At 64.3% G+C, this 18944-nt stretch carries 25 protein-coding genes and 1 tRNA gene; 19 read left to right on the top strand and 7 right to left on the bottom strand.

What is annotated here, in order from left to right; translation table 11 throughout:
* The first annotated feature begins 24 nt into the window (after positions 1-24).
* From Q0J57_RS01445 to Q0J57_RS01435, 3 genes are all read left to right on the top strand, one after another.
* Positions 25-558, top strand: coding sequence for an OmpH family outer membrane protein (locus Q0J57_RS01445; protein WP_297216133.1), 534 nt, complete (start codon positions 25-27; stop codon positions 556-558).
* 175 nt (positions 559-733) lie between these two features.
* Positions 734-1201: a 3-hydroxyacyl-ACP dehydratase FabZ gene (gene fabZ, locus Q0J57_RS01440; RefSeq protein ID WP_297216130.1), complete on the top strand. Its 468-nt coding sequence runs from the start codon at positions 734-736 to the stop codon at positions 1199-1201.
* A gap of 5 nt (positions 1202-1206) precedes the next feature.
* Positions 1207-2307, top strand: a complete 1101-nt coding sequence (locus Q0J57_RS01435) for a glycosyltransferase (protein ID WP_297216126.1) — start codon at positions 1207-1209, stop codon at positions 2305-2307.
* Between the two features lie 135 nt (positions 2308-2442).
* Here Q0J57_RS01435 and Q0J57_RS01430 read toward each other — a convergent pair whose 3' ends face one another.
* Positions 2443-2925, bottom strand: coding sequence for a heme-binding protein (locus Q0J57_RS01430; protein ID WP_297216124.1), 483 nt, complete (start codon positions 2923-2925; stop codon positions 2443-2445).
* A gap of 160 nt (positions 2926-3085) precedes the next feature.
* On the opposite strand from Q0J57_RS01430, the gene Q0J57_RS01425 reads away from it, so the two are divergent.
* Positions 3086-4069, top strand: coding sequence for a class I SAM-dependent methyltransferase (locus Q0J57_RS01425; protein ID WP_297216121.1), 984 nt, complete (start codon positions 3086-3088; stop codon positions 4067-4069).
* Between the two features lie 245 nt (positions 4070-4314).
* Here Q0J57_RS01425 and Q0J57_RS01420 read toward each other — a convergent pair whose 3' ends face one another.
* The 6 genes from Q0J57_RS01420 to Q0J57_RS01395 form a co-directional block, all read right to left on the bottom strand.
* Positions 4315-5082: a TSUP family transporter gene (locus tag Q0J57_RS01420; RefSeq protein WP_297216117.1), complete on the bottom strand. Its 768-nt coding sequence runs from the start codon at positions 5080-5082 to the stop codon at positions 4315-4317.
* A 1-nt stretch (position 5083) separates the two neighbouring features.
* On the bottom strand, positions 5084-5431 hold the full coding sequence (locus tag Q0J57_RS01415; protein ID WP_297216115.1) for a DMT family protein: 348 nt from the start codon (positions 5429-5431) through the stop codon (positions 5084-5086).
* Positions 5432-5487: 56 nt separating this feature from the next.
* Positions 5488-5563 (bottom strand) — tRNA-Thr (locus Q0J57_RS01410).
* Between the two features lie 194 nt (positions 5564-5757).
* Positions 5758-6297 carry a ribosome biogenesis factor YjgA gene (yjgA, locus tag Q0J57_RS01405; protein ID WP_297216112.1) on the bottom strand — a complete coding sequence of 180 codons (540 nt, stop codon included), beginning with the start codon at positions 6295-6297 and terminating at the stop codon, positions 5758-5760.
* Positions 6298-7161 (bottom strand): 4-hydroxybenzoate octaprenyltransferase, encoded by an 864-nt coding sequence (locus Q0J57_RS01400; protein ID WP_297216108.1) that lies wholly within the window; start codon positions 7159-7161, stop codon positions 6298-6300.
* Between the two features lie 6 nt (positions 7162-7167).
* A complete protein-coding gene (locus tag Q0J57_RS01395; protein ID WP_297216106.1) occupies positions 7168-7959 on the bottom strand; it encodes a MogA/MoaB family molybdenum cofactor biosynthesis protein in 792 nt (263 codons plus the stop codon).
* Positions 7960-8057: 98 nt separating this feature from the next.
* Between Q0J57_RS01395 and queF the strand changes: the two genes are divergently transcribed.
* From queF to rpsQ, 15 genes are all read left to right on the top strand, one after another.
* On the top strand, positions 8058-8564 hold the full coding sequence (gene queF / locus Q0J57_RS01390) for a preQ(1) synthase (protein ID WP_297216103.1): 507 nt from the start codon (positions 8058-8060) through the stop codon (positions 8562-8564).
* Positions 8565-8594: 30 nt separating this feature from the next.
* Positions 8595-10256, top strand: a complete 1662-nt coding sequence (gene murJ, locus Q0J57_RS01385; protein WP_297216100.1) for a murein biosynthesis integral membrane protein MurJ — start codon at positions 8595-8597, stop codon at positions 10254-10256.
* A 42-nt stretch (positions 10257-10298) separates the two neighbouring features.
* Positions 10299-11336, top strand: coding sequence for a hypothetical protein (locus Q0J57_RS01380; RefSeq protein ID WP_297216097.1), 1038 nt, complete (start codon positions 10299-10301; stop codon positions 11334-11336).
* Positions 11337-11777: 441 nt separating this feature from the next.
* Positions 11778-13256, top strand: a complete 1479-nt coding sequence (gene ftsY / locus Q0J57_RS01375; RefSeq protein WP_363315451.1) for a signal recognition particle-docking protein FtsY — start codon at positions 11778-11780, stop codon at positions 13254-13256.
* A 762-nt stretch (positions 13257-14018) separates the two neighbouring features.
* Entirely contained in the window at positions 14019-14336 is a 318-nt protein-coding gene (gene rpsJ / locus Q0J57_RS01370; protein WP_297216090.1) for a 30S ribosomal protein S10, read from the top strand.
* A 12-nt stretch (positions 14337-14348) separates the two neighbouring features.
* Complete coding sequence (rplC, locus tag Q0J57_RS01365) at positions 14349-14978, top strand: 50S ribosomal protein L3 (protein ID WP_297216088.1); 630 nt, start codon at positions 14349-14351, stop codon at positions 14976-14978.
* 10 nt (positions 14979-14988) lie between these two features.
* Positions 14989-15621 (top strand): 50S ribosomal protein L4, encoded by a 633-nt coding sequence (gene rplD / locus Q0J57_RS01360; protein ID WP_297216085.1) that lies wholly within the window; start codon positions 14989-14991, stop codon positions 15619-15621.
* Between the two features lie 2 nt (positions 15622-15623).
* Complete coding sequence (rplW, locus tag Q0J57_RS01355) at positions 15624-15914, top strand: 50S ribosomal protein L23 (protein ID WP_297216083.1); 291 nt, start codon at positions 15624-15626, stop codon at positions 15912-15914.
* Positions 15915-15916: 2 nt separating this feature from the next.
* Entirely contained in the window at positions 15917-16747 is an 831-nt protein-coding gene (rplB, locus tag Q0J57_RS01350) for a 50S ribosomal protein L2 (protein WP_297216080.1), read from the top strand.
* A 9-nt stretch (positions 16748-16756) separates the two neighbouring features.
* A complete protein-coding gene (gene rpsS / locus Q0J57_RS01345; RefSeq protein WP_297216077.1) occupies positions 16757-17041 on the top strand; it encodes a 30S ribosomal protein S19 in 285 nt (94 codons plus the stop codon).
* A gap of 9 nt (positions 17042-17050) precedes the next feature.
* A complete protein-coding gene (gene rplV, locus Q0J57_RS01340) occupies positions 17051-17389 on the top strand; it encodes a 50S ribosomal protein L22 (protein ID WP_296304682.1) in 339 nt (112 codons plus the stop codon).
* A gap of 3 nt (positions 17390-17392) precedes the next feature.
* A complete protein-coding gene (gene rpsC, locus Q0J57_RS01335; protein ID WP_297216072.1) occupies positions 17393-18034 on the top strand; it encodes a 30S ribosomal protein S3 in 642 nt (213 codons plus the stop codon).
* Positions 18034-18447 (top strand): 50S ribosomal protein L16, encoded by a 414-nt coding sequence (gene rplP, locus Q0J57_RS01330; protein ID WP_297216069.1) that lies wholly within the window; start codon positions 18034-18036, stop codon positions 18445-18447. The genes rpsC and rplP overlap by 1 nt, the downstream gene beginning before the upstream one ends.
* Positions 18448-18479: 32 nt before the next feature.
* Positions 18480-18668, top strand: coding sequence for a 50S ribosomal protein L29 (rpmC, locus tag Q0J57_RS01325; RefSeq protein ID WP_297216785.1), 189 nt, complete (start codon positions 18480-18482; stop codon positions 18666-18668).
* Positions 18669-18680: 12 nt separating this feature from the next.
* The gene (rpsQ, locus tag Q0J57_RS01320; protein WP_297216065.1) at positions 18681-18944 is read left to right on the top strand and encodes a 30S ribosomal protein S17; all 264 of its coding nucleotides are present in this window, start codon (positions 18681-18683) and stop codon (positions 18942-18944) included.

Raw genomic sequence — 18944 nt, 5'->3', positions numbered from 1 at the left:
ATATTACTCACCGGGGAGTTTCTCATGCGTAAAGTCCTTTTTCTGTCCCTTGCTCTCAGCCTTCTTCTGCTGGGTACGGCCTTTGCCGCTGACACTGCTGCACCGCTGACCACCAAGATCGGTGTGGTGGACATGCAGGCCGTGGCCACCCAGAGCGAACCGGCCAAGGCGGCCAAGGCCCAGATGGAAAAGAAGTTCGGCAAGGAAAAGGAAGAGCTGGAAAAACAGGGTGAAGCCCTGAAGAAAAAGGCCGAAAGCCTCAAGGGACCCAAGGTCGGCGATGACAAGAAGCTGGCCTTCATCAAGTCCAAGCAGGAACTGGACCAGAAGACCCGCAACTTCATGCGCAAGGTGGAGCAGGAAGAAGTGAAGCTGCGCCAGGACATGGTGACCATGGTCTTCAATGCCACCTATGAAGTGGCCAAGCGCAAGGGCTATACCTTTGTGGTGGACATCACCGCCGGTGGCGTGCTGTACGCTGATCAGTCCATGGACCTCACGGCCGACGTTCTGGCCGAAGTGAACAAGATTTACAAGGAAAAGGGCGCGGCCAAGTAGGGCGCTGCTCCGCTATCGTCATGTCATGGCCCCCGCCTGTCGGGGGCCTTTTTTATGGCCGCGGGCCGGCGCTTGTCTCGCTGTGCGGCAGGGAGTATACTCGCCCCGTCATACCCGCCGTGGCGTCTGCCAGAAGCCGCCATGGGCAATTTTTTCCTGACCAAAGGAGACAGCAATGTCCGAAGAAAGCCAGACTCCCATTACCATGGACATACAGCGCATCCTCAGCATCTTGCCCCATCGCTATCCTTTTCTGCTGGTGGATCGCGTGGTGGAGTGCGTGCCCCATTCCCATATCCGCGCCTACAAGAATGTGACCATGAACGAGCCGTTCTTTCAGGGGCATTTCCCCGGTGTGCCCATCATGCCCGGTGTGCTCATTCTGGAGGCGCTGGCGCAGACCGGCGGCCTGCTGGCCGCATCCGGCCTGGGCGATCTGACGGACAAGCTCTTTCTGTTCACGGGGCTGGACGGGGTGAAGTTCCGGCGTCAGGTGGTGCCCGGCGACCGTCTGGACCTGGAATGCAGCAATCCGCGCATGAAGCTGCGCCTGTGCAAGATGGACGCCCGTGCCTATGTTGACGGCAAGCTGGCTGCCGAAGCGCAGATTACCGCCGCCATCGGCGACCGTCCGAAGGCCTGACACCCGTGCGCGTCGCGCTTGTTCACTACTGGCTCGTCACCATGGGGGGCGGGGAAAAGGTGCTGGAAGCCCTGTGCCGCCTCTATCCGCAGGCGGACATCTTCACGCATGTGGTCCGTCCGGAAACGCTGCTGCCGGAATTTCGGCGTCATGCCCTGCACACCACCTTCATCAACGCCCTGCCATACAGCCAGCGCCTCTACCAGAAGTATCTGCCGCTCATGCCGCTGGCACTGGAACAGCTGGATCTTACGGGCTACGATCTGGTCATTTCCAGTGAATCCGGCCCGGCCAAGGGGGTCATCACCCGGCCTGATGCCCTGCACGTCTGCTACTGTCACTCGCCCATGCGCTACCTCTGGGACAACTGGCCCGTCTACCTCCGGAATGCCGGCCCGGCGACGCGCGCCCTTTCCCGTTTGCTGCTGCCGCGTCTGCGGCAATGGGATGTGCTCAGTGCCCAGCGCGTGGATCACGTGCTGGCCAATTCGCGGCACGTGGCCCGGCGCATACGCAAATATTGGCGCCGCGAGGCCCAGGTGGTCCATCCGCCGGTGGATACGGAAACCTTCACACCCCGCAGCGCTCCCGGAGGGGAGCACTTTCTCTGCTTTGGCCGGCTCACCGCGTACAAGCGGGTGGATCTGGCCGTGCGCGTCTGCACGCGGATGCATCTGCCGCTGGTGGTCATCGGCGATGGCGAAATGCGCCGCCGGCTGCAAGCCGAGGCCGGACCGACGGTCCGCTTTCTGGGACGGCAGGAGACGGACAGGGTCCGCGAGGTCATGGCCCGCAGCCGCGCGCTGCTTTTTCCCGGCGAGGAGGACTTCGGCATCGTTCCGGTGGAGGCCATGTCCGCCGGCGTGCCGGTCATTGCCTACGGACGGGGAGGGGCGGCCGAGACCGTACTGCCCGGGCAGACGGGCCTGCTCTTTGCCGAACAGACCGAGGATGCCCTGCAGGCGGCCATAGAGGAATTCCTCCAGCGGGAGCAGGATTTTGATCCGCAGCGCCTGCATGCGCACGCCAGCAGGTTTTCCACACAGCACTTTCTGGACGCCTTTGCCGCACAGGTGGAAGCCGGCTGGCAGGCGTTGCGCGCCTGAGTCCGGGACTGTTCCGGGCTGGTGCGTTCCTCCGTGCGCCGGTAGGCCCTGTACGGGAGGCGACAGCCCGTCCATACACAAAAGCGCCCGTCTTCTGCCGAAGGCGGGCGCTGGGCTTGCCGGGAGACAGCGGCGCTACTTGATGGCTGCGGCGCCGGCCTTGGCCACGTTGGTATCTTCCGCCACACTGCCGCCGCTGACGCCGATGGCGCCCACAATGACATTGTTGCGGATGAGCAGCTCGCCGCCACCGAAAATGACCAGACCGTCGTTGGTGGCTTCAATGCCGAACAGTTCCTTGCCGGGCTGCGCGGCGGCACCCAGCGCGGAGGTGGGCATGTTGAAGTAGCGGGCCGTGATGGCCTTCTTGGTGGAAACATCGATGCTGCCGAGGAAGGCGCCGTCCTGGCGCACAAAGGCCTTGAGGTTGCCGCCGGCGTCCACCACGGCAATGTTCATGGGCACGCCCTGCGCACGGGCCTTGACCAGCGCGGCATCAATGACGGTGCGCGCTTCTTCCAGCGTGAGATCGCCGGGCAGCTGCTTCTGCACATCGTTGGCAAAGGCCGTGGAAGACAGCAGCAGAAGACCCAGGGCCAGCATGATGATACGTTTCATTGTGCACCTCCTGCATTATCCCGCCGGAGCGGAATTGCTCCTTTCGGGAACAGAACAAGAATAGCACTGCGGCCCTGCGGCGGCAACTGTGTCCCGGCCGGGAAAACGGGCAGGGCGGCGGGCCGCAGCAGCGCCCGTGCGGCGGAAAGGGGAAGGAAATATGGACTGGTCATATCTGAAGGAACACTGGGTGCGCGGGGTATCGCCCCGCCGTCAGGAGGACCTCTGGAATCGCGAGGCCCGGAACCATGCCCGACGTCCGCTGCCGACGGCAGCGAGCAGCGGTTTCTTGCAGCAGCTGGCACAGTGGCAGCTGCCGGAGGAGCAGGCGTCGGTGCTGGACATCGGCTGTGGCGCCGGCGGCTATGCGCTGGCGCTGGCCGGGCGCGTACGCTCGGTAACGGGCTGCGATATTTCGCCGGCCATGATTCAGGCCGCCCGTGAGCGGGCCGCGGCCCTCTCGTGCCGCAATGCCACATTTGTGTGCGAGGACTGGGCCACGGCGGATGTGGACGCCCCGCCTTTCCGGCAGGGCTTTGATCTGGTCATGGCCCGCAAGACGCCGGCCATTGCCGATCTGGACAGTTTTCTGAAGCTGCTGCGCTGCGCACGGCGGCACTGCGTGTGGGAAGGCTGTGTCCGCCGGCACAACAATCTGCTGGAGCAGGTGCGTCCCCTGGTGGAAGGAGAGGACCAGCGCCCGGCCGCGGCAGGCGGGCAGGACGCCCAGGTCGCCTACATCTTCAGCTGTCTGTGGCAGCTGGGTTTCTGTCCGCGCATTGCCTATCGCGAGGAACGCTGGCACTGGGAGCTGCCGCCCGATGAGGCGGCGGACTGGTGCCTTGGGCGCATGGCCCTGTATCGGGAGGTGCCCGCGCAGCGGGCGGCGGTTGTGCGGCAGGCCATCCGGGACATGAGCAACGGGCAGGCCATGGTCATGACCATGACGGACACGGCCGTTACCCTGTACTGGGACATGCGTGACCGTGCGGACGCGGCCGGCGGCACTCGCCCCTGGAAGCCGTTTTCTCTGGAGGGCGGGGCAGCAGACCGGGTGCAGCCGGGCATGGCGCATCCCGTGCATGAGGTCACCGGCAGCGGCGACCGGACGGAAGGCGGGAAAAGCGCAGCACCAGAGGACTAGGGGGACGAAATCGTTTTTCCGGGGGGAAGGAAACCCCCTTGGCTAGCGCGCAAGGGCTGTTTCCTTCCCCCCAGGCCCCCCATCCTTCCCCCAACGCGCTTTTTTAGGGAAGACACGGGCCATGCGGCAAGTATCTTTCAAAGGGGATGTGTAGTCTGTATTTTTATCTATTTGAAATAAATAGATAAATTGTGCTGACTGGCCATGGGGCAGGGAGAAAGGGCACGCCCCTGCCGTGGACCGTCCTAGCGGACCACAAAGAATTCGTAGAGCAGGGTGCAGAAGAGCAGACCCAGGGAGATGGTGAGAAAGCGGCGCACGGCCTGCGGTCCCACGCGGATGGCCGTGCGGCTGCCCAGCCAGTTGCCGAGGATGGAGCCTGCGGCCATGGGCAGGGCCAGCGTCCAGGCGACCTTGCCGGCCAGCACAAAGACCACGGCCGCCGAGGAATTGGAGGACAGGTTGAGCACCTTGGCCGTGGCCGAGGCCTGAATCAGGCCCACACGCACAATGAAGTGCAGGGCAAGGATGAGGAAACTGCCTGTACCGGGGCCATAAAAGCCGTCATAGGCCCCGATGCAGAAGCAGACCAGGGGCGTGAGCAGCCAGAGACGCAGGCCGTGCTCCACCTGCACATTGTGGGTCAGGTCCTTCTTGGGCAGCAGGGTGGCCAGCATGCCCAGGGGCAGCAGGCAGACAAGAATCTTGCTCAGGATGGCATTGTCAAAAAGAAAGGTCAGGCGGGAACCGACCACCGATCCCCCCAGGCAAAAGACCACCCCCACCAGGGCCAGGCGCCAGAGCACCAGTCCGCTGCGGGCAAAGGTACCCAGAGCCATGCAGGTACCCAGCGCGGCGCTGACCTTGTTGGATCCAAGGGCCACATGGGCCGGCACATTGGTCAGCAGCAGGGCCGGCAGGGTAATGAGGCCGCCACCCCCGGCGATGGAGTCGACAAAACCGGCCACCAACGCCGCACCGGTGCAGATGATGATGGTGCCAAGGCTGATCACGTTACCACTCCTTGAAAATGACCCAGCAGGCCAGCACGATGAGGCCAAAGCCCACAAGATGGTTCCAGCGCAGGGATTCGTGCAGATAGAAGACGGAAAAAACGGAGAACACCGTCAGGGAGATGAGTTCCTGGATGGTTTTCAGCTCCGCGGCGGAGAAGTAGCCGTGCCCGATGCGATTGGCCGGTACCTGGAGCATGTATTCAAACAGGGCAATGCCCCAGCTGGACAGAATGACAATGGGCAGGGCCAGACTCTTGTAGCGCAGGTGCCCGTACCAGGCAAAGGTCATGAAGACGTTGGAAAGAAGCAGCAGGCCTACGGTCATTACGGGAACAGGGATATTCATGACAATCACCGGGCATAAAAAAACGCCTATCGGAGATAGGCGTTCTCTTTTTTTTCTGGAGCCCTTGACCAGGATTGAACTGGTGACCTCATCCTTACCAAGGATGCACTCTACCGACTGAGCTACAAGGGCGTTCCGTCGTTGACGAAGATGTTTCTACGCGGCTTGTCCGTTTTGGTCAAGAAGATTTTTACGAAAAAATGGCCGTCCGGAAAAATTTGTGCATCGGCAACCGCCAGGCGTCAGGACTGCCGGGGCGTCTGTCCCGGGGACCATGCGTATTCCCGGGCAGACAGGGCAGGGGACGCCTGGCCGAAGCCGCCCGTTCAGCCGCGCAGGCAGTCCATGATGCGGCGAAACAGGGCGCGATGGGCATGGGGGGCGCCCTGCTCCTGGCGGGCGGCGTGTATCAGGTCCTCCAGCTGGTCGCGCTGCGCAGCCGCGGCGGGGCAGTTGTCCACAAAGGCATCCAGCAGGGCAGCAAGGCGCGGGGGCGTTTCCTCAAGAAAGCGGCTGCGCCATTGCTCTGCCCGGTGAAACAGGGCCGTATCGGCCCGGTGTCCCGCGGCCAGGGCATCCAGTGCCTCCCGGATGGCCGGAGCGTCCTGCTCGCGCATGAGCCGCCCAATGAACTGCATCTGGCGGCGGCGGCCTTCATGATCGGTGATGCGCTTGAGCAGGTGCAGTTCCTGGCGCAGGTCCGGGGTCAGGGGCATGGCGTCCAGAGCAGTAAGAGACAGGGCGGCCAGTTCCTCGCCCATCTTCTGCAGGGCCGTGCTGCGCCGCTTCATTTCCGAACGACTGGGAGGGGCTTCCGCCTCTGCCGGGGCGCCGTTCTGCCATTGATAACGCTGTTTCCTGGCCATTTACAGCACCAGCCCCAGCACCACCCCCACCAGAATCAGGGGCGCAATGATGCCGTTGAGGGTGAAGAAGGCCATGTTCACACGGCTCAGATCGCGGCTGCGCATGATGCGGTGCTCCACCAGCAGCAGCAGGGAAATGCCCAGCCAGAAGGCGTACCATACCAGCGAAAGACCGGCAGCCAGGCCCAGCAGCAGCAGGAAGATGGAGGTCATGATATGCGAAAAGCCGGCAATGGTCAGGGCCGTGTCCGGGCCGTAGGCGGCGGGGATGGAATGCAGGCCGGCTTCCGTATCAAAGTCCAGGTCCTGAAAGGCATAGTAGATGTCAAAGGCCCCCACCCACAGGGTCACGGCAAAGAACAGCAGAATGGCCGGAAGGCCCAGATTCTGGGGGGAGACGCTGAGCCAGCCGGCCAGCGGCGCAAGCCCCAGGGTGGCGCCCAGCCAGTAGTGGCACAGGGGCGTGAAGCGCTTGAGCAGACTGTAGGCGCCGGCAAAGAGCAGGGCAGGTACGGACAGCCACAGGCAGATGCTGTTGATGCAGGCGCAGGCCGCCACGAAAACCAGGGCCGAAATGCCGCACAGCAGCCATGCCCGGCCCAGGGTGATTTCTCCAGTCACCAGGGGGCGGCCGCTGGTGCGCGGATTGGCGCGGTCAAAGGGCAGGTCCGCAATGCGGTTGAAGCCCATGGCAAAGGAGCGGATGCCCACCATGGCAATGGTCAGGAAGAGCACGGGCAGCACGGGCGGCATGCCGCCGGCGGCAAGCACGGCACCGGCCCAGGCCCAGGGCAGGGCAAAGATGGAATGCTCGATTTTGACCATGCGGCAGAAAAGCGCTGCCGTATGCAGACAGGATGACATGGCTGTTTAACCTCCGCAGTCGGCGGGATCGCCGTGCAGCTTGTCCAGGGCATGACCAAGGGCAGGCAGAACGGCGGCCAGGTTTTCCCGGACGGCCTTGAGGCTGCCCGGCAGGTTGATGATGATGCTTTGCCCCAGTACGCCGGCCACGGCACGGGAAATGGCCGCGCGCGGCGTCACGGCCAGGCTGGCCGTAAGCATGGCCACGCTGAAGCCCGGCAGCGGGTAGTCCAGCACGGCGGCCGTGGTCTGCGGCGAAATGTCGCGCGGACTGATGCCCGTGCCGCCGCTGGTCAGAATAAGGTCATAGCCCTGTCCCAGAGCCAGTTCCGTCAGCAGGGCGCGCAGGGGGGCCGGTTCGTCAGGCAGCAGAAAGCCCTGGGTATGGCAGAGGGGCAGGGCCTCGGCCACCATCTGGGCCAGGGCGGGGCCGCTGGTATCCGTGCGCAGGCCCAGGGACCCCTTGTCCGACAGGGTGATCCAGGCCAGGCTGCGCCCTGTCTTGGTCGGCGTCAGCAGCACGTCGCCCACGGGCAGATCCGTGAGGGCGGTGAGCAGGGGGCAGCGCAGGGCGTGGCCGTCGCCGCAGGCAGGCAGCCAGACATGGCCGGTGACGCGCGCCAGCCCGGGGCCGTCTTCCTGGTGGAAAACCGTGCCCACCGGCAGAAAGGGAACGTCACGCAGGGCAGGGTCCTGCAGAAGGTGGGCCGGCAGGCCGGCGGGGCCGCCGGTAGCGGCAGGGGCCAGGGGCAGGCTGTCGCCGGCGGAACAGGCACGCAGGGAAAGTTTCCAGTTCATGATGATCTCCCGCAGGGTGATTGGAACAGGCTATTGTAGCCGCAAGCACATTGGGTTACAAGTCTGCGGCGCGGCCTTCCGCGCCAGGAGGAGAGAGCATGACCCAGACCACCCACAGCCAGGACCAGACGGCGCACCTGCATGCCCTGGGCACGGGCAAGCTGCCCACACCTCAGGGCGGCCCCAGTCTTGCCCAGCTGGAGGCCTTTCCCAATCGTTTTCCCGGTCGTCCCTACGTCATCAGTATCAGCTTTCCGGAATTTACTTCCCTCTGTCCGGTGACGGGGCAGCCGGACATGGGCACCATCAGCGTGGAGTACATTCCCGACGAACGCTGCGTGGAATCCAAGAGCTTCAAGCTCTACATGTTTGCCTTCCGCAATCATCAGTCCTTCATGGAAACCATCACCAATACGGTGCTGGATGATCTCAATGCTCTGCTGGAACCCTGCTGGATCCGCGTCAAGGGCCTGTTTGCGCCGCGCGGCGCCACGCGCCTGCATGTCTTTGCCGAGCATTACAAGGACCTGCCCGCCGAGCGCGCCGCCCTTGTGCGTGCCGTGGTCCAGGACTGGAAGCACGAACCGGACCCGCACCGTCCCTAGAGCAAGGGGCACGGGGCGCTGTTTTTGGGCATGACCACGTCTTTCCCTCGTGAACGTGCTGCCGGCAGCGGCTTTTTGTCCACAGCGGCGCTGCTGGCGGCATGCACCCTGCTGTCACGTGTGCTGGGGCTGCTGCGGGACGCCATGACCGCCTGGCTGCTGGGCACCGGCCCCATGGCAGATGTGCTGGTGGCCGCCATGCGCCTGCCGCATCTGTTCCGGCGCATGCTGGCGGACGGCAGTCTGTCCATGACGCTGACGGCCGGGCTGGTGCGCGGCGAGGGCGGCCGTAGCGACGGGACAGCCCTGACGCTGCGCCAGGCCGTGCATGCGCTGGGTCTGCGGCTGGCGCTGGCCCTGCTGCTGCTATGCCTGGTGCTGGGGCTGGCGGCTGTTCCCCTCATGGGGCTGCTGGCGCCGGGGCTGGAGGCCGCGGCACGCGAGCAGGCCGCCACGCTGCTGCGCTGCTGCCTGCCCTATGTGTTCACGGCCGGTCTGGCCGGGCTGGGCATGGCCGTGCTGCACGGGCTGGGGCGCTTTGGTGTGCCGGCCCTTTCGCCTGTTCTGTTCAATCTTACGTTTCTGGCCGTGGCGCTGGTGGCGCTGGTGCGCCGGCCGGATCCCTGGATGGTGGCGCTGCTGCTGGCATCGGCCATGAGTCTGGGGGGCTGCGCGCAATGGGCCTTGCAGGACTGGGCGGCCCGCCGGGCGCTGCGGGCGCAGGTCGGGGCAGGCCGGGCAAAAGCTGTCAGCGGCGGCAGTGCCGCCGTCACGGGGCCATGGCGCCTGCTGGCCCGCGTTCCCCTGGGGGTACTGGGGGCCACCGCGCCGCAGCTGGCCATGCTGGCGGCCATGCTGCCGGCCTCCCTGTGTGGTGACGGCGAGGTCTCGGCCCTCTATTATGCGGAACGTCTGCTGGAACTGCCGCTGGGACTGGTGGGCGTCTGTCTGGGCATGGCCAGCCTGCCACGCCTGAGCGCTCTGGTGCGGGACCGCAACGGGGAAGATTTTCACCGGCTGCTGGCCGAGGCCCTGCGCTGGAGTCTGCGTTGCTGCCTGCCGGCCATGGTGGGGCTGATGGTTATTGCCAAACCCCTGGTGGGCGCGCTCTTCGGGCATGGCGCCTTTCAGGACCAGGCCGTGGGGGCGGCCAGCCTTGCCCTGTGCGCCTATGCCTGCTGCCTGCCGGCTTGCGCCATGAGCCGGACCCTGCTGGCGGGCTGTCATGCCCTAGGCCTGCAACGTGCTGCGGCCTTGACCGCGCTTCCTGTGCTGGTGCTGACGCTTGCGGTGGGCGGCATTCTGATTCATAGTCTGCCGGAGGCCCGGCAGGGCTGGATGGCGGCTGCGGCGGCCAGTGCGGCGCTCTGCGTGCAGACAGGGCTGCTGTGGCGCCTGCTGCGCCGGGCAAGCCGTGCCCATGTGGACGGGGAACCGTCCTGGCTGGGCGCAGGCTTCTGCGGCATGCAGCTGCTGGGGGCACTGGCGGCTGGTGGTGCGGCCTGGGGCGTGCAGGAATTGTGCGCCGGGCTGCCTGTTGCCTGCTGTCTGCTGCTGTCCGTTGCCGGCGGCGGGCTGGCCTGGGGCGGCACCCTGTTGCTGCTGGGGGATGCGGACCTGTGGCGGCTGGCAGACCGTCTGCGCCGTTTCTGCCCCGGGACGGGCCGGAAGATGGGCCGCCGGAAGCCCTAAACGAGTCACAGCGGGACACTGTCCATGAAGGAAAGAAGGAAGATGCGTCGCCTGTCCGCCCTGGGGGTCTGGGCAGCGGGCCTTGTGCTGGTGATATTGCAGCTTGTGCTGAGCACGGCGTCCATCCGTCATGAGGTGGAAGGCCGCCTTATCGGCGATGCGGGCCATGCCGCAGCTCTGGCGGCCGGCCTGCTGGCGCTGCCTGCCTGGGACGGCGACGAGCCGGGCATGCACACGGTGGTCATGAGCCTCATGGAAGACGAGCGCATCTACGGGATCATGGTGCAGACCCGGCAGGGCTTTTTTGACGGCATACGGCGCAATCATCTGTGGGAACCCGTTCCCTGGGATGACGAGATCACCGAGCATGCGGTGCAGGGCATGAGCCAGCTCTCCATGGAGGGCCAGGTCATCGGCAAGGTGGAGGTCTACCTTTCCCGCCGTTCGGCCGAGGCGGAAGTGGCCCAGGGGGTGCGCCATGTGCGCTTGCAGGCCTGCCTCTGGCTGGTCTATCTGAGCGGTGCCCTTCTTTTGCTGCTCTGGTACTGGGGTGACACGCAACGCCTGTACGTCTGGCTTGCGGCATGCTGGCAGCGGCTGCGTGACCGCCGCCGGGAGGCCGCGCCCGGTCCTGCCCCCAATCTGCGGCGCTATGCCAGCCTGGTACGGCGCTTTGCCGACAGTGCGCAGACGCTGGCAGGCAGGCCCGCCGCGGTGGTGCCGCCGCAGGAAGAGCGGCCGCCCGCCATTGACGAGGCGCGCGGGCGCGCCCACTTGCAGGCCCATCCCGATGCCTGGCTGGTGACGGCCGGTCTGTTCCGGCAGACCTTTGAGCGCGGACCGCTGGTGCTGACGCGACTTTTTGAGGATAACGAGCTGACAGGGCTGCGCCATCTGGGCCGCATGCTGGAAAAGGCGGCGCCCTGCCTGGGGGCTGACCGGCTGGGTGCAGCTGCCAGAGACATGGGGGAAGCCCTGCGTGATTCCGGCAGTGCCGCCCGGGCCATGAGCGTGGAACGCTGCGCCGTGGCCCTGCGCGAAGTGCTTGAGGCACTGGGCAGCCGGCAGAGCGGAAAGTGAGGATATATGGGATTCTTTTCAGCAGTCAAAAAATGGTTCGGCGGCGGCGCTGCCGATGAGGAAACGAAGAACAAAAAGGCCGGCGCGCCTGAAGAGGCGCCGGACGCTGCCCCGCAGGCGGAGTCTCCGGAAGGGGATGCTGCCCGGGAGGGAGCGGCTGACAGCGCGCCCGCACCCGGGGCTGTTCCCCCGGCGCCGGCGGACGATGCGCCTGCGGCACAGGCCGGCGAGCCGGCGGAGATGTCCCCGGCGGAGAGCGGGGCAGACGCGCACCCCGCATGCGCTGCGGAACAGGGCGGGGAAGGCCCGCTGGATGCTCCCGCGGCTGCGGTGGCCGAAGAGGAACCTGTCGGTCCGTCTTCCCTGACGTCGGAAGAGGCGCAGGCGGATTCCGGGCAGGCGGCGTCCACGGAACCGGTTGCGGAACCGGTTGCGGAAGCGGTGCTGGCGCAGGTCGAGGAGCCGGCTTCGTCGGAACAGGCGGTGGAACCGGCAGCGGCAGAGGGCCGGGCAGAAGAGACGCCCTGTGCCACGGACGAGGCACAGGCGGCAACGCAGGCGGCCCGGGAGCAGGCACCGGAAGAAAGCCGGGAGCAGGCAACGGTCCGGGAGCCGGACGGCGCACAGCAAGTGTCTTCTGCTGCGCCGGAGGCGCCCGAGGACGTGCCGCCGGCAGAAACCTTTGGTCTGGATGCCCAGGAGGCCGCATCCCTGACCCTGCGCCTGCGCGAGGCCGAGCCGCGCCTTTCCGCCTGGCTGGCCATCATTCTTGATGGTGTGGAAGAGGCCGGCGATGCCCTGTGGCAGCGCCTGACCTTTCTGCTGCGCGCTCTGGAGGCCCCGCCGGAGGAAACGCAGGCCTTTGTGGACGATTTCCGCCAGTGGGCCGAGCGCATGGATTACCGCTATGTGGCGGACTTCCGCTCCGAATTGCAGTACCGTCTGGCTCTGGCCCTGGACATGGAAGACGAAGAGGACGAGCGCAGCCGGCTTTTCCTCAAGATTTCGCAGGGCCTTGCCCGTACCCGCGAGCAGTTCTCGCGCGGGCTGGACGCGCTCTTTTCCAGTCATGGCGAACTGAACGAGGCCTTCTGGGAAGAGCTGGAAGAACTCTTTATCATGGCAGATCTGGGCTATGATGCCTCGCTGGAGCTGGTGCAGCGCCTCCGCGAGCGTGCCCGCAAGGCCGGCGTGACCCGTGCGGAGAACGTGCGCGAGCTGCTCATGGCCGAACTGGCCGAGATTTTCCAGACCACGCGGCGCATCACGGCCGTCAACCCGCCGGAAGTGGTGCTCTTCATCGGCGTCAACGGCGTGGGCAAGACCACCACCATTGCCAAGCTGGCGCACCGTGCCCGCATGCAGGGCAAGAAGGTCATGATTGCGGCGGCGGATACCTTCCGGGCGGCAGCCATCGAGCAGCTTCAGGTCTGGGCCGAGCGCGTGGGCGCCCTGTTCCACAGTCGTCCTGCCGGTTCTGATCCGGCCTCCGTGGCGTACGAGGCCATGGACCGCGCCCTTGCCGAAAAGGTGGACATTCTCTTTGTGGATACGGCCGGCCGTCTCCAGACCAAGACCAATCTCATGGAGGAGCTGACCAAGATACGGCAGGTGCTGGGCAAGAAGCATGCCGGTGCGCCGCATCGCACCGTTCTGGTCATTGATGCCACCACGGGACAGAATGCCCTGTCGCAGGCCAAGCTCTTCAAGGAGGCCGCCGGCGTGGACGAGCTTATCCTCACCAAGCTGGACGGTACCGCTAAGGGCGGCGTGGCCATCGCCGTGGCCATGCAGGAGCATCTGCCCATCACCTTTGTGGGTCTGGGGGAAAAACTGGAAGACCTGCGCCCCTTCAGCGGCGAGGACTATGCCCGCGCCCTGCTGGGGCAGAGTACCCCGGTGGGCAGCCGCACGGCCTGACGGGCATCAGGTGCGGTCTGGCAGCGGGCACTTGCGCATGGTACGGGTCGCGGAACGGGGAGCCTTCCTGCGGCCCTGTCCCGTGCCGCCTGTGCCGCCCGGGACGGCTCGGGCGCATGACCGCGGCGCCCGGCCGGCGAGGCGGACGGACCAAGAAAGGGCTTGCATCCTGCGGGCGTCTCGGCTATACAGCTCCCACACGGCCACAGGCAGCGGCAGTCAGGCAGAAAAGGCTTGACGGTCGCTGGTCATATGGCTATAGTTTACCACTACCTCAATCGAGGTAATCCCTGGACGGCAGGGAAGGGCAGATCGAGTCTGTCCTGCTGTATCTCCGCATGGCGGAGACTTTGACATGTGCAGGCGTTACCAGATGCCGGACAATGTCGAGCCGTTCCAGCCCGAAGACGGATCCCGTCGCAAGGTGCGACGCCCCGGGGCTGTAAGGTACGGGGGAGGGTTTCCCCCATTTGGTGACCCTGCGGGACCACCTCGTCATCGCTTCAGCCGATGACAGGCCTGGGCTGCGCCGGGGAGCATCACACGGATGATGCAGGCACGCTCAGGCGTCCACACTCCTCCGATTTGCCGGTTCGCCGGCTCCTGTGATGCGCGCTGCATGAAGCGCCCCCCTTACGTTGCCCAAATGATGTCCGCCGGGGTAGGCGGCCCATCGGGCCTCTTCTGGCTCGTGTGTGTTTGTGAAGGAACCTGCGTTGCACCCAACCGGCGCGGGATGTTTTTTCAAACGGAGTAGGCAACATGACGACAGTTGGCAGCGATCGCATTCGGATCAAGCTCAAGGCCTACGATTACCGCATTCTGGACAAAGCCGTTGCGGAAATCGTGGACACGGCGCGCAATACCGGTGCTGGTGTGGCGGGACCCATTCCTCTGCCCACCAACATCCATAAGTACACCATCCAGCGCTCCGTGCACGTGGACAAAAAGTCCCGTGAGCAGTTTGAAATGCGCATCCACAAGCGGCTTATGGATATTCTTGAACCCACGCAGCAGACCGTCGACGCGCTTGGCAAGCTTTCTCTGCCCGCTGGCGTGGACGTTGAAATCAAGCTCTAGTGAGAGGCAGTCATGGCTGAGAAAATGGGAATTTTGGGTCGCAAGCTTGGCATGACCCGTATTTTCGCCGGTGACGGTGCCGCTGTGCCCGTGACCGTGATTCAGGCTGGCCCCTGCCCCGTCACCCAGGTGAAAACGGTGGAAAAGGACGGCTACAACGCGCTGCAGATCGCGCTGACCGACGCCAAGGAAAAGCACGTGAGCAAGGCCATGCGCGGTCATTTCGCCAAGGCCGGCACGGGCCTGTACCGCCACCTGCGCGAAATCCGCCTCGAGGGCGCGCCGGAAATGGAAGCCGGGCAGCAGCTCACCGTGGAAATGTTCGCCGCCGGCGACAAGGTGAAGGTGACCGGCACCAGCATCGGTAAGGGCTATCAGGGCCGTATGCGCCGTTGGAACTTTGCCGGTTCCAAGGACACCCACGGCTGCGAAAAGGTGCACCGTAACAATGGTTCCGTGGGTAACAACACGTTCCCCGGCCACGTCTTCAAGGGCCGCAAGATGGCTGGCCACTGGGGCGATGAAACCGTGACGGAAATGGGCCTTATGATTGTTGACGTGCGTCCCGAAGACAACGTCATTCTGGTCAAAGGTTCCGTGCCCGGCCCCAAGAACGGGCTGGTGCTGATCCGCAAGCAGTAGGAGAAGCAGCATGGCTACCATTAAAGTCTATGACCAGAACAAGGTGGAAGCCGGCGAAGTGACGCTGGCTCCCGAAGTGTTTGAAGTGGAGGCCCGCCCCGAGATTCTCAATCTCGTGGTCCGTGCCCAGATGGCTGCCAAGCGCGCCGGCACCCACATGGCCAAGACCCGCGCCTTTGTGTCCGGCGGCGGCAACAAGCCCTGGAAGCAGAAGGGCACCGGTCGTGCGCGTTCCGGTTCCAATCGTTCGCCCGTGTGGCGCGGCGGTGCCATTGTGTTTGGCCCCCAGCCCCGCGACTACAGCTTCAAGGTCAACAGCAAGGTGCGCGCCCTGGCGCTGAAGATGGCGCTTTCCAGCCGTCTGGCCAATGAAAGCCTGCTGGTGGTCAAGGGCATCGAGCTGCCCGAAGCCAAGACCAAGCATTTTGCCAAGGTGGCTGACACCCTGGGCCTGACCAAGGCGCTCATCGTGACCCCCGAGGCCGACGAAACGCTGAGCCGTTCGGCCCGCAACATCCCCGGTCTCACCCTGACCACTCCGGATCGCCTCAGCGTTCTGGAAGTGCTGCGTCACAAGCAGCTGGTGCTGCTGGAAGGCGCCGTCAGCCCGGTGCAGGCCCGCTTCGAGAAGAAAGGGGCGTAGTCATGGAATACACTCAGGTTCTTATCAAGCCCCTGCTGACCGAAAAGACCACCCTGCTCAAGGACGTGTCCGGTCAGGTGGCTTTTTACGTTCATCCCGGCGCTAACAAGCTGGAAATCAAGCAGGCCGTGGAAAAGGCGTTCAATGTGAAAGTGGAATCCGTCAACGTGGTGCGCAAGGCTCCGGGCAACCGTGAGCGCCAGGGCCGCGTGGTGGGTCGTACGCCCGGCTACAAGAAGGCCTATGTGACCCTGCGTCAGGGCGATAAAATCGAGTTCTTCGAGGGAGTGTAACCATGGCTGTCCGCAAGCTGAAACCGACCTCCGCCGGGCGTCGTTTCCAGACGGTTTCCGATTTCGAGGAAATCACCCGGTCGACCTCCGAGAAGTCGCTCACTGTCGGCCTGACCAAGAAGGCCGGTCGTAACAATCGCGGCCGCGTGACCAGCCGTCGCCGTGGCGGCGGTGTGAAGCGCCTGTACCGCATCATCGACTTCAAGCGCAACAAGCTGGGCATCCAGGCCACGGTTGCGCATATTGAATATGACCCCAACCGTACCGCCCGCATTGCCCTGCTGCATTATGCCGACGGCGAAAAGCGCTACATCATCGCGCCGGTGGGTCTCAACCAGGGTGACGTGATCGTTGCCGGCGAAGGCGCCGACATCAAGCCCGGCAATGCCATGCAGATGGCCCGCATTCCCGTGGGTACGGTCATCCACAATGTGGAACTGTATCCCGGCAAGGGCGGCCAGCTCTGCCGCGCCGCCGGCACCTATGCCCAGCTCATCGCCAAGGAAGGCAAGTATGCCCTGCTGCGCCTGCCCTCCGGCGAAGTGCGCAAGGTGCTTGCCTCCTGCACGGCCACCGTGGGCCAGGTGGGCAACATCCAGCATGAAAACATCTCCCTGGGCAAGGCCGGCCGCAACCGCTGGCTGGGCCGTCGTCCCAAGGTGCGTGGTGTTGCCATGAACCCCATCGACCACCCGCTGGGTGGTGGCGAAGGCCGCAGTTCCGGTGGTCGTCATCCTGTGTCGCCCTGGGGTATGCCTGCCAAGGGCTTCAAGACTCGCGACCGCAACAAGGCCTCCAGCCGCCTCATCATCAAGCGCCGCGGCCAGAAGTAGGAGTAGCACATGCCCAGATCGCTGAAAAAAGGGCCGTTCATTGACGGCCATCTGATGAAGAAGGTTGACGCTGCCGTGGCCAGCAATGACCGCCGCGTGGTGAAGACCTGGTCGCGCCGCTCGACCATCCTGCCCGAAATGGTGGGACTGACCTTTGCGGTGCACAATGGCAAGAAGTTTGTGCCGGTGTTCGTGACCGAAAACATGGTGGGCCACAAGCTGGGCGAATTTTCGCCCACCCGCACCTTCCATGGTCACGCTGCCGACAAGAAGGCCAAGGCCGGCAAGAAGTAGGGTAGGGATATGGAATCGAAAGCTATTGCAAAGTTCCAGCGCGTGTCGCCCCGCAAGACCCGTCTTGTGGCCAAGAACGTGCAGGGCCGCGGTGTGGAAGAAGCGCTCAATATTCTGCGCTTTACCCCCAACAAGCCCGCGGGTGTGCTGCTCAACGTGCTGAAAAGCGCGCTGGCCAACGCCTCCCAGCTGGGTGGCGTGAATGTGGACGCCATGGTGGTGAAGGAAGTCATCGTGAACGAAGGACCGACCTGGAAGCGCTTCATGCCCCGCGCTCAGGGCCGCGCCACCAAGATTCACAAGCGTACCAGTCACGTCACCGTCATACTTGCAGAAGGGCAGGAATAGGCTATGGGTCAGAAAGTACATCCGTTTGGATTCCGGCTTGGGTACAACAAGAACTGGCAGTCCCGCTGGTTCAGCAAGAAGGAATACCCTGCCTTTGTGTACGAAGACAGCAAGATTCGCTCTTTCGTCAAGAAGCTCCTCTATCATGCGGGCCTGGCGAAGATCGAAATCGAACGCGCCGGCGGCAAGGTGCGCCTCATTCTTTCCACGGCCCGTCCCGGCATTGTCATCGGCCGCAAGGGCGTGGAAATCGAAAAGCTGCGCAATGACCTGCGCCAGAAGTTCGGCCGCGAATTCTCGCTGGAAGTGAACGAAATCCGCCGCCCCGAAATCGAGGCCCAGCTGGTGGCCGAAAACATCGCCCAGCAGCTGGAACGCCGTGTGGCCTTCCGCCGTGCCATGAAGCGCACGGTGACCATGGCCCGCAAGTTCGGCGGCGAAGGCATCAAGGTGACCTGCTCCGGCCGTCTGGCGGGGGCGGAAATCGCCCGCACCGAATGGTACCGCGACGGTCGCGTGCCGTTGCAGACCCTGCGCGCCGACATCGATTACGGCTTTGCCGAAGCCCGTACCACCTACGGCATCATCGGTGTGAAGGTGTGGATCTACAAGGGTGAAATCCTTGACAAAGAGGTTGATCAGTAATGCTCGCGCCCAAGAAAGTTAAATTCCGTAAATGGCAAAAGGGCCGTCTGCGCGGCCTCGCCACCCGTGGCGCCACCATTGCCTTTGGTGACATCGGCCTCAAGGCCGTGCAGCACGGTCAGCTGTCCAGCCAGCAGATCGAAGCCGCCCGTATCGCCATGATGCGTCACATCAAGCGCGGCGGTAAGGTGTGGATCCGCGTCTTCCCCGACCGTCCGGTCACCGCCAAGCCCCTGGAAACCCGTCAGGGTTCCGGTAAGGGTGCGCCGGTGGGCTGGTGCGCTCCGGTGAAGCCCGGCCGCGTGCTCTATGAAATCAAGGGCGTCAGCCTGGATCTGGCTCGTGAAGCTCTGACCCGTGCCGCCCACAAGCTGCCCGTGAAGACCATCATTGTGGTGAGGGAGGGCCTCTAATGGCTGCCAAGAAGACCGATAACAAGGCCGAAATGCCCAAGGCTGCCGACCTGCGCAAGCTCAGCGCCGAAGAACTGCGCGCCAAGCTGGCCGAGCAGCGCGAGGCCCTGATGACGGCTCGTTTCAAGCATGCCACCGCGCAGCTTGAAAAGACCTCCGAACTGAAGGCGACCCGTCGTCTGGTGGCTCGCATTTCCACCGTACTGAACGAAAAGGACTAGAGGGCCTGAACCATGCAAGCTCTGGAAGATCGCAAGGGCAGAATGCTGACGGGCGTCGTGGTCAGCGACAAGAACGACAAGACCATTGTCGTTCGCGTTGAGACGCTGGTGAAGCACCCCCTGCTCAAGAAGTATGTGAGGCGCCGCAAGAAGTTCACGGCTCATGATCCCATGAACGAATGCGGTATCGGCGACAAGGTAAAAATCGTGGAGTTCCGTCCCCTGTCGCGCAACAAGCGCTGGCACCTGGTCTCCATCATTGAAAAGGCTGTGTAA

The sequence above is a fragment of the uncultured Desulfovibrio sp. genome (assembly GCF_944324505.1).
GTDB lineage: Bacteria > Desulfobacterota > Desulfovibrionia > Desulfovibrionales > Desulfovibrionaceae > Desulfovibrio.
The sequence above is the reverse complement of the archived record's forward strand: the minus strand, read 5'-3'. Positions and strand labels throughout refer to the sequence as shown.

Coding starts and splice junctions, on each gene's coding strand:
- queF (WP_297216103.1), top strand. CDS start 8,058: ATGACCCAGACCACCCACAGCCAGGACCAGACGGCGCACCTGCATGCC.
- rplC (WP_297216088.1), top strand. CDS start 14,349: ATGGCTGAGAAAATGGGAATTTTGGGTCGCAAGCTTGGCATGACCCGT.
- Q0J57_RS01430 (WP_297216124.1), bottom strand. CDS start 2,925: ATGAAACGTATCATCATGCTGGCCCTGGGTCTTCTGCTGCTGTCTTCC.
- Q0J57_RS01415 (WP_297216115.1), bottom strand. CDS start 5,431: ATGAATATCCCTGTTCCCGTAATGACCGTAGGCCTGCTGCTTCTTTCC.
- rplP (WP_297216069.1), top strand. CDS start 18,034: ATGCTCGCGCCCAAGAAAGTTAAATTCCGTAAATGGCAAAAGGGCCGT.
- rplB (WP_297216080.1), top strand. CDS start 15,917: ATGGCTGTCCGCAAGCTGAAACCGACCTCCGCCGGGCGTCGTTTCCAG.
- rpsS (WP_297216077.1), top strand. CDS start 16,757: ATGCCCAGATCGCTGAAAAAAGGGCCGTTCATTGACGGCCATCTGATG.
- rplW (WP_297216083.1), top strand. CDS start 15,624: ATGGAATACACTCAGGTTCTTATCAAGCCCCTGCTGACCGAAAAGACC.
- fabZ (WP_297216130.1), top strand. CDS start 734: ATGTCCGAAGAAAGCCAGACTCCCATTACCATGGACATACAGCGCATC.
- yjgA (WP_297216112.1), bottom strand. CDS start 6,297: ATGGCCAGGAAACAGCGTTATCAATGGCAGAACGGCGCCCCGGCAGAG.
- Q0J57_RS01425 (WP_297216121.1), top strand. CDS start 3,086: ATGGACTGGTCATATCTGAAGGAACACTGGGTGCGCGGGGTATCGCCC.
- rplD (WP_297216085.1), top strand. CDS start 14,989: ATGGCTACCATTAAAGTCTATGACCAGAACAAGGTGGAAGCCGGCGAA.
- rpsJ (WP_297216090.1), top strand. CDS start 14,019: ATGACGACAGTTGGCAGCGATCGCATTCGGATCAAGCTCAAGGCCTAC.
- Q0J57_RS01395 (WP_297216106.1), bottom strand. CDS start 7,959: ATGAACTGGAAACTTTCCCTGCGTGCCTGTTCCGCCGGCGACAGCCTG.
- Q0J57_RS01380 (WP_297216097.1), top strand. CDS start 10,299: ATGCGTCGCCTGTCCGCCCTGGGGGTCTGGGCAGCGGGCCTTGTGCTG.
- rpsC (WP_297216072.1), top strand. CDS start 17,393: ATGGGTCAGAAAGTACATCCGTTTGGATTCCGGCTTGGGTACAACAAG.
- Q0J57_RS01400 (WP_297216108.1), bottom strand. CDS start 7,161: ATGTCATCCTGTCTGCATACGGCAGCGCTTTTCTGCCGCATGGTCAAA.
- rpsQ (WP_297216065.1), top strand. CDS start 18,681: ATGCAAGCTCTGGAAGATCGCAAGGGCAGAATGCTGACGGGCGTCGTG.
- rpmC (WP_297216785.1), top strand. CDS start 18,480: ATGCCCAAGGCTGCCGACCTGCGCAAGCTCAGCGCCGAAGAACTGCGC.
- rplV (WP_296304682.1), top strand. CDS start 17,051: ATGGAATCGAAAGCTATTGCAAAGTTCCAGCGCGTGTCGCCCCGCAAG.
- Q0J57_RS01445 (WP_297216133.1), top strand. CDS start 25: ATGCGTAAAGTCCTTTTTCTGTCCCTTGCTCTCAGCCTTCTTCTGCTG.
- murJ (WP_297216100.1), top strand. CDS start 8,595: ATGACCACGTCTTTCCCTCGTGAACGTGCTGCCGGCAGCGGCTTTTTG.